Origin of the sequence: uncultured Sphingomonas sp. (genome assembly GCF_913778135.1) — a bacterium.
Lineage (GTDB): Bacteria > Pseudomonadota > Alphaproteobacteria > Sphingomonadales > Sphingomonadaceae > Sphingomonas.
Window position 1 is genome coordinate 1 of record NZ_CAJYVU010000187.1, and the last position, 7571, is coordinate 7571.

Sequence of the window (7571 nt, forward strand, 5' to 3'; positions counted from 1 at the left end):
CATGAGGATGCCGAGCGCTATTTCCAGGCCTATGTGAAGGCGATCGACGCGGTGGGGTCGGACCCGGCGGCGGGCCATTCGATCTCGGTCAAGCTGTCGGCGCTCCACCCGCGCTACGAACTGCCGCGCGCCTATGAATGTGTGCCAGCACTCACCGACATGCTGGCGCAGTTGGCGCGGCAGGCGGCGGACAAGGGCATCGCGCTGACCGTCGATGCCGAGGAGTCCGAGCGGCTGGAAATGAGCCTGGACATTATCGGCGGCGTCGCGGCGCTCCCGGCGCTGAAGGGCTGGGACGGCTTCGGCATGGCGGTGCAGGCTTATGGCAAGCGCGCCCGCGCGGTCATCGCCTGGGCCAACGGCCTCGACCGGATCATGAACGTCCGCCTGGTCAAGGGCGCGTACTGGGACAGCGAGATCAAGCGCACGCAGGTCGAGGGACTGGAAGATTACCCACTCTTCACGCGCAAGGCGTCGACCGACGTCAGCTATCTGGCGGTCGCGCGCGACATGCTCGACGCGCCCAACATTCGCCCGGCCTTCGCCAGCCACAATGCGCTGACGGTCGCGACGATCGTCGAATGGGCCGGCAACAGCCGCGACTTCGAGTTCCAGCGGCTGCACGGCATGGGCGACGGGCTGTACGAGCGGCTGGTGCGCGACAACGGCTATCACTGCCGCATCTACGCGCCCGTCGGCGGGCACCGCGACCTGCTGGCGTACCTCGTCCGTCGCCTGCTGGAGAATGGCGCGAATTCGAGCTTCGTCCACCAGCTCGCCGACGCGCGGTTGACCGAGGACGAGATCCTCGCCGATCCGGTGGCGAAGATCAGCGCAGTCGGCGGCGCGCGGCATTCGTCGATCCCGCTGCCGGTCGACCTGTTCCGCAGCGCCGACGGGCATCGCAACTCGATGGGCATCGACCTGGCCGAGCGTGACGTGCTGGCGAAGACCACGCGTGCGGTGCGGGCGTCGGTGAACCTGTCGGTCGAGGCGGTGAGCACGCAGGCGGTTAGCGATGCGGTCACGCGCGCACACGCCGCCTTCCCGGCGTGGCGCGCGACGCCGGTCGAGGCACGTGCCGACTGCCTCGACCGCCTCGCCGACCTGCTCGAGCGTCATCGCGACGAGTTGATGGCGATCTGCGTGCAGGAGGCGAAGAAGAGCATCGCCGACTCGATCGGCGAGGTGCGTGAGGCGGCCGATTTCTGCCGCTATTACGCGATGCAGGCGCGCGCGAAGATGCAGCCGATCGAGCTGCCCGGGCCGACGGGCGAGCGCAACATGCTGCATCTGGACGGACGCGGCGTGTGGGCGACGATCGCGCCGTGGAACTTCCCGCTGGCGATCTTCTTGGGGCAGACGGTAGCCGCGCTGGTGACCGGCAACACCGTGGTGGCAAAGCCCGCGCCGCAGACGCCCGCGATTGCGCGCCGCGCGGTTGAGCTGGCGCACGAGGCGGGGGTGCCCGCCGACGCGCTGATCCTCGTGCCGGGGGGGCCGGAGGTCGGAGCCGCATTGACGGAGGACACGCGCGTGCAGGGCGTCGCCTTTACCGGATCGACTGCGACCGCGAAGAAGATCGCGCGCAGTCTGCTCGCGGACGACGAGCGGCCGATCGTGCCGCTGATCGCGGAAACGGGCGGAATTAACGCGATGATCGTCGATTCGACTGCGCTGCCCGAGCAGGTCGTCGCCGACGTCGTCACCAGCGCGTTCCGCTCGGCCGGGCAGCGCTGCTCGGCGCTCCGCCTGCTATTGGTGCAGGAGGATATCGCCGACGGGCTGATCGAGATGCTGTCGGGTGCGATGGATCTGCTGACGCTCGGCGATCCGTCCGATCCGGCGAGCGATGTCGGTCCGGTAATCGATCAGGATGCCTATGATCGATTGATGGTGTACCGCGACAGCGTGCGCGCGCGCTGGGTCAAGACGATCGACGCACCCGCAGGCGGGCTTTTCGTGCCACCGACGCTGATCCGGCTTGGGTCGATCGAGGATTTGAACCGCGAGTGGTTCGGACCCATCCTGCACGTTGCGACGTGGAAGGCGGGCGAGCTGGAGCAGACGATCGCGCGCGTGAATGCCAAGGGTTACGGGCTGACGATGGGGCTGCACAGCCGCATCGCGCGCGCCGCCGAAGTGACGGAGGGGCTGGCCGAGGTCGGCAACCTCTACATCAACCGCTCGATGATCGGCGCGGTGGTCGGGTCACAGCCGTTCGGGGGCGAGGGTCTGTCGGGCACGGGGCCGAAGGCGGGCGGGCCGCACTACCTTTACCGCTTCTGCGCCGAGCGCGCGGTGTCGGTCGATACCACCAGCGCGGGCGGCAATGCGACGTTGCTCAGCCTGGAAGAAGGCGGGATCTGAGCTGATATGAAAACGGCCGGGCAGTGACTGCCCGGCCGTTGTAATGCGATCAGTCAGCCGATCAGCGGCACTTGACGTTGCCGCGGTCGATCGAGCGGCCGAGCAGTGCACCTGCACCACCGCCGGCGAGCGTGCCGAGCAGGCCGCCGCCGACGAGATTGCCGAGCGCCGCACCGCCGACGCCGCCGATCACCAGCCCGGTCGTGCCGTCGTTGCGCTTGCAATAAGCGCGGCCGTCGCGCCCGCGATAGATGCGGTCGTTGCGCCCAAGCCGGCGATCGTCGCCGCGGCGCGCACGGTAGCTGTCGCGCGGGTTCCAGTTGCGATCACCATCGCGCCAGTTGTAGTCACGATCACCACGCTGCGCAGCGGCAGGGGCAATCGCCATCGGCGCGGTCATCGACGCGATCGCGGCGAGCCAGAACAGGGCGTTACGGATCATGAGGTCGTCTCCTTCACCCGCCCAACGCGGGGGAGCGCGACGAAGTTCATCCGCCCGGCGCGCTTGCCACATGGCCGCTTCGGCCTATCTAGCGCGAAAGCGGAGGCGAACATGGATCAAATCAGCGAGCGGGAACGAGCACGGCTGAACAGCTTGCTGCGGCTCGACGTCATCAACCAGCCCCCCAATGCGATGCTCAACGAGCTGGCGGAGGTAGCCGCGCTCGCACTCGATTGTCCGATCGCGATCATCAGCCTGGTGGCCAAGGATCGCATCTGGCTGAAGGCGTCGCCGGGCATCGACGGCATCGACCAGCTGGCGCGCGACGAGGGATTGTGCGGATCGGCGGTTGCCCAAGACGATCCCTGGGTGGTCGAGAATGCCGAGATCGACGTGCGGACGCTCGCCAATCCGCTGGTCGCGGGCGATTTCGGGCTGCGCTTCTACGCCGGCGTGCCGCTCAAGGGATCGGACGGCAACAATCTGGGCATGCTCGCCGCGATCGATGCCAACCCGCGCGGGGTGAGCGAGCGCGAACTCACGATCCTGAAGAAACTGGCGGAAGTAGTCGTGCACCTGCTCGAGACGCGCCTGGAGGAGCGGCTGCTCGAGGCGGTCACATCGGACGCGTGACGTTGTCGAGTACGCTCCAGCCCTTGTGCGTCAGCATCGCGCCGAGGGCGATTGGCGTGTCGGCGGTGCCGATCAGTAACGCCTCGATCGCGATCAGTCCCTCGTCGACGAGTCCGCGCACGGCGGCGACGAACAAGCGGTCGTCGTCGCTGCCTATCACGCCCAGCGCGGTCGGATCGAGGTCGGTCGCAACCGGCCATGCGGCGTGAAGCACGTGCAGGACCGCTGCGGTGATCGCCGTCTGGCGAAGCGTGTCGTGTAGCGGCGCGCTGATCATGTCGCCCCGTCTTAGCCGGCAAATTTCTTACAAAGAAGTGCATGGCCGTAACGGTTCACCGCAACACGCCGTAGCGGCAGGCGCGCGATCAGCCCTCCGCCGCTCGTTGCTGTCGCGGACCGTCAGGGGCGGGATCGACCAGCCGTCCGTCGGACGCGGCGGTGTAGTTCACCTGTGTCGGATAGGCGATCACCAGCCCTTCGTCGTTGCAGCGCCGCACGATCGCGACACCGACGCGGTGGCGGCCGTCGTATGCCTCCATAAAATCGGCTGAGGGACTGTCGAAACGCAGGTCGAAGTCGAGGCTAGACGCGCCGAACTGGAAGAAGCCGCAGCGGACGAAGGTCATGCCGCATGCCTCGACCTCCTCCTTCATCATGTCGGGGAAGCGCGAAAGCTTCTCGGGTGGCGTTTCGTAGGCGAGGCCGATCGTAAAGGTCGAGCGGCGACGTTCGCGGACGGAGTTGTTCTGGATTTCCTTGTCGAGCAGGTTCTTGTTGCTGATGACACGCAACTCGCCGTCGATGCCGCGGATGCGCGTCGACTTGAGCCCGATCTCCTCGACGTTGCCCGACGTGCTGTCATAGGTGACCGCGTCGCCGCGGCGGAACGGCCGGTCGAAGATGATCGCCAGCGCGGCGAACAGGTCGGCGAAGATGCCCTGCGCGGCCAGACCGATCGCGATGCCGCCGACGCCCAGACCCGCAACCAGCCCGGTCACGTTGACGCCCAGATTGTCGAGCACGACGACGAGGGCGATCGCGAAGACGCTGAAGCTGACGAGCAGCCGGATCAGCCCCATCGCGCTGCCCAGCGCCTCGCCGCCGATATGTTCACCGCGAGTGCGATGCTCGATCGCGCCCAGGATGATCTCGCGTGCCCAGATCGCCGCCTGGAACACCGCCGCAATCGTGAACAGGAACGTGACCGTGCTCGACACGTCGACGGGGGCCCCGGCGTAACCGACGACCAGCTTGGCCGACAGCATGACGATGAAGAAGCCGTGCGTGCGCTCCACCGCGCGGCCGAACACGGCGGACCAGCCCGTGCCCGTTTTGCTGCGTGCGACGATGCGCTGACCAAGGCCGCGTAGCCAGAACAGTGCAGCGGCGATCGCAACCCCTGCGCCAATACCGATCAAGATTTGCAGCCAGTGGGTTTGCAGCCACATGGTGCTGGATCGAAACAGGCTCTCGGCCTGATCCTGTACGCGGGCGGTATCGATTTGCGTCTTGGTCGCGGCGGCTGCCGCCTTGTTCGTGCTGGTCATGCTTTCCAATCGTCCGGCGGCGTTACGCCGCCTTCGCCGTCTCGTTGGTTTCCGCGCTCAGGAACGCGATCAGCCCGCGCTCGGCGCGGCTGAGATAGGGCGTCGCGCGCGGCAGCTTGAGCCCGGTGCGGAAGGTGGCCTGCGCCGCCTTGCTCTTGCCGAGCTCGATCAGGTCGGGGTGGACGTACGACTTGCGCGCGATCGCGGGCGTATTGCCCAGGCGCTCGACCACCGGTTCGAGCATCGTCTTCAGGCTGATCGGCTCATCTGCCTCGGCCAGCGTCTCGAACGCGACGACGCTGGCACCCCAGGTGCGGAAATGCTTGGCGCTGAAATCCTCGCCCATCGCTTCCTTAATGTATGCATTGACGTCGGACGAGGTGATCGGGCGCGGCTCGCCATCGGCGTCGACGTACTGGAACAGCTTCTGTCCCGGCAGGTCCTGACACCGTTTGACGAATTGCGCGAGACTGCGGTCGGTGATCGTCAGCATCCGCTCCTTGCCCGATTTGGCGCGATATTTGAGCTTGAGCGTCTTGCCCGTGATCCTGGCGTGGCGATCACGCAAGGTGGTCAGGCCAAAGCTCTTGTTGGTCTTGGCGTAGGTCTCGTTGCCGATGCGCAAATTGTGCGTGTCGAGCAGTTTCACGACCGCGGCGAGGGTGCGGTCCTTGTCGTGGCGGCGGTGGGCGAGGTCTTCCTCCATCCGGCGCCGCAGCTTGGGCAGTGCGAGGCCGAAGCTGACGCACTTCGAATATTTTGCGGCCTCCTGCGCGGCGCGAAACTCGGTATGGTAGCGGTATTGCTTGCGGCCCTTCTCGTCCCAGCCGACCGCCTGGACGTGGCCGAACGGGTCGAGGCAGAACCACGCGTCGGTATAGGCGGGCGGTAGGCCGATCGCGTTCAGCCGATCGATCTCGTCGCGGTCAGTCACGCGCTCACCGTTCGGCGCCCAGTAGCTCCACTTCCCGCCGCGTGTTTTCTTGCGGGTGATGCCGGGTTCGCTGTCGTCGCAATAGTTGATCGTCGCCGTCACGATGCCCGCAACCTCCTCGTCCCATTTGCAAATGCGTGCGTGCCGCCTTCGTTCCCGGAACGAGCAGGCGGGGGCGGGGGTTCAGGCAGCCCCTTTCGACGGAGTTTCCCGACATGGCCGACCTATCCAACATGCGCGTGCTGATGCTCGCCACCGATGGGTTCGAGGAAGCCGAACTGTTCGATCCCCGCCAGGCTTTGCTTGACGCGGGCGTGCAGGTGACGCTCGCCTCGATCAAGACCGACCCGATACAGGGCGTCGTCAACGACGATGAGAAGGGCAAGACGATCACGCCCGACCTGACGCTCGACACGGTCGACACCCAAGAGTTCGACGCGCTGGTTTTGCCGGGCGGCGTCGGCAACCCCGACAAGATGCGGCTGCAGGAGCGGGCGCTCGAGATCGTCGAGGAGTTCATGGACGACGACAAGATCGTCGCCGCGATCTGCCACGCGCCGTGGCTGCTGGTGGAGGCCGACGTGGTCGACGGTCGTCAGGTGACGAGCTGGCCGTCGGTGCGCACCGACCTGGAGAATGCGGGCGCGGACGTGGTCGACGAGCAGGTGGTGGTCGACGACAATCTTATCACCAGCCGCAAGCCCGATGACATCCCGGCGTTCAACAAGGCGATCATCGAGGCACTGAAACAGGTCGCCTCCACGAACGACTGAGCGGAGACGCTACGCCGCCGCTGCCGCCATCCGGGCGGGGCGGCGGCGCTGCATCGGCGCGAACGTGGCTTCCTTGCGCAGCCGTGCCATATAGGTGTCCAGCCCGATCTGCGCGCCGAGCACGAAATACAGATAGCTCTGGAACGCGATGCCGACGAACGCGCCGCCGAGCAGGTAGATCAATTGCGCGTGCTGCAACGCCTCCGCCAGCCGCCCGGCCCAGGCCTGTCCCTCCCCATCCTTGATGTAGCGTCTCCGCACCACCTCCATGCGGACGATGCCGATGAGGTTGAAGAGAAGCCACAGACCGAGACCCGGGTAACCCTGCTCGCCCAGCATCTCGAAATAGCTCGAATGATAGGCGCGGCTCTTGTCGACGGTCAGGTCGCGCTTGACCGTGGTGCCCGCACCCGATCCCTGCACGCTGACGGTGTCGTAGCGAATCTTGTTCTGGCGATACGCCTCAAACCCGCCGCCGAAGGGATGCGTCTTGGCATATTCCCACGTCCAGCCCCACACCGCGAGCCGGGTGGAGGCGGACTCGTCGGCCTGATAGGTCTTGATCGTTCCCATCCGCTCGCTGAACGCGGAGGGCAGGAACGGCACCGCGACCAGCCCGGCGAGCCCGAGCGCGCCGAGGTAAAGCATCCGCCGCTTGACCGTGCGCAGCATCAGCACCGCGAGCAATGCGATGCATAGCAGCCCGGTGCGCGCCGAGGTGCCGACCGGGATCAGCAGGCATGAAAAGGTCAGCGCATAGGCGAACAGCTTCACGCGCCAGTCGGGCTTGAACAACGTCCCGTCGCGCGCCAGCCACAGGATGATGGGGATGAGCGAGATCGCGACCGCGGAGATGATCGAGCCTTCGTAGA

8 protein-coding genes are annotated in these 7571 nt (G+C 66.4%); 3 read left to right on the top strand and 5 right to left on the bottom strand.

The genetic code is table 11. The annotated features are described in order from the left end of the window. Positions 1-2370: L-glutamate gamma-semialdehyde dehydrogenase (locus QZ847_RS16155; RefSeq protein ID WP_294358515.1), on the top strand; the 2370-nt coding region annotated here is incomplete at its 5' end. Between the two features lie 61 nt (positions 2371-2431). On the opposite strand, the gene QZ847_RS16160 is transcribed toward QZ847_RS16155, so the two are convergent. Continuing rightward, the gene (locus QZ847_RS16160; protein ID WP_294358517.1) at positions 2432-2812 is read right to left on the bottom strand and encodes a glycine zipper 2TM domain-containing protein; all 381 of its coding nucleotides are present in this window, start codon (positions 2810-2812) and stop codon (positions 2432-2434) included. A 111-nt stretch (positions 2813-2923) separates the two neighbouring features. On the opposite strand from QZ847_RS16160, the gene QZ847_RS16165 reads away from it, so the two are divergent. Then, entirely contained in the window at positions 2924-3445 is a 522-nt protein-coding gene (locus tag QZ847_RS16165) for a GAF domain-containing protein (protein WP_294191911.1), read from the top strand. On the opposite strand, the gene QZ847_RS16170 is transcribed toward QZ847_RS16165, so the two are convergent. From QZ847_RS16170 to QZ847_RS16180, 3 genes are all read right to left on the bottom strand, one after another. Next, positions 3429-3722: a hypothetical protein gene (locus QZ847_RS16170; RefSeq protein WP_294358520.1), complete on the bottom strand. Its 294-nt coding sequence runs from the start codon at positions 3720-3722 to the stop codon at positions 3429-3431. The genes QZ847_RS16165 and QZ847_RS16170 overlap by 17 nt on opposite strands. Before the next feature lie 88 nt (positions 3723-3810). Then, the gene (locus QZ847_RS16175; protein WP_294358522.1) at positions 3811-4992 is read right to left on the bottom strand and encodes a mechanosensitive ion channel family protein; all 1182 of its coding nucleotides are present in this window, start codon (positions 4990-4992) and stop codon (positions 3811-3813) included. 22 nt (positions 4993-5014) lie between these two features. After that, positions 5015-6031, bottom strand: a complete 1017-nt coding sequence (locus QZ847_RS16180; protein WP_294191946.1) for a DNA topoisomerase IB — start codon at positions 6029-6031, stop codon at positions 5015-5017. A 110-nt stretch (positions 6032-6141) separates the two neighbouring features. Here QZ847_RS16180 and QZ847_RS16185 point away from each other — a divergent pair, with 110 nt between their 5' ends. Further along, entirely contained in the window at positions 6142-6699 is a 558-nt protein-coding gene (locus tag QZ847_RS16185) for a type 1 glutamine amidotransferase domain-containing protein (protein WP_294358525.1), read from the top strand. Between the two features lie 9 nt (positions 6700-6708). Here QZ847_RS16185 and QZ847_RS16190 read toward each other — a convergent pair. Beyond that, on the bottom strand, positions 6709-7571 hold an 863-nt coding region (locus tag QZ847_RS16190), incomplete at its 5' end, for an O-antigen ligase family protein (RefSeq protein WP_294358528.1).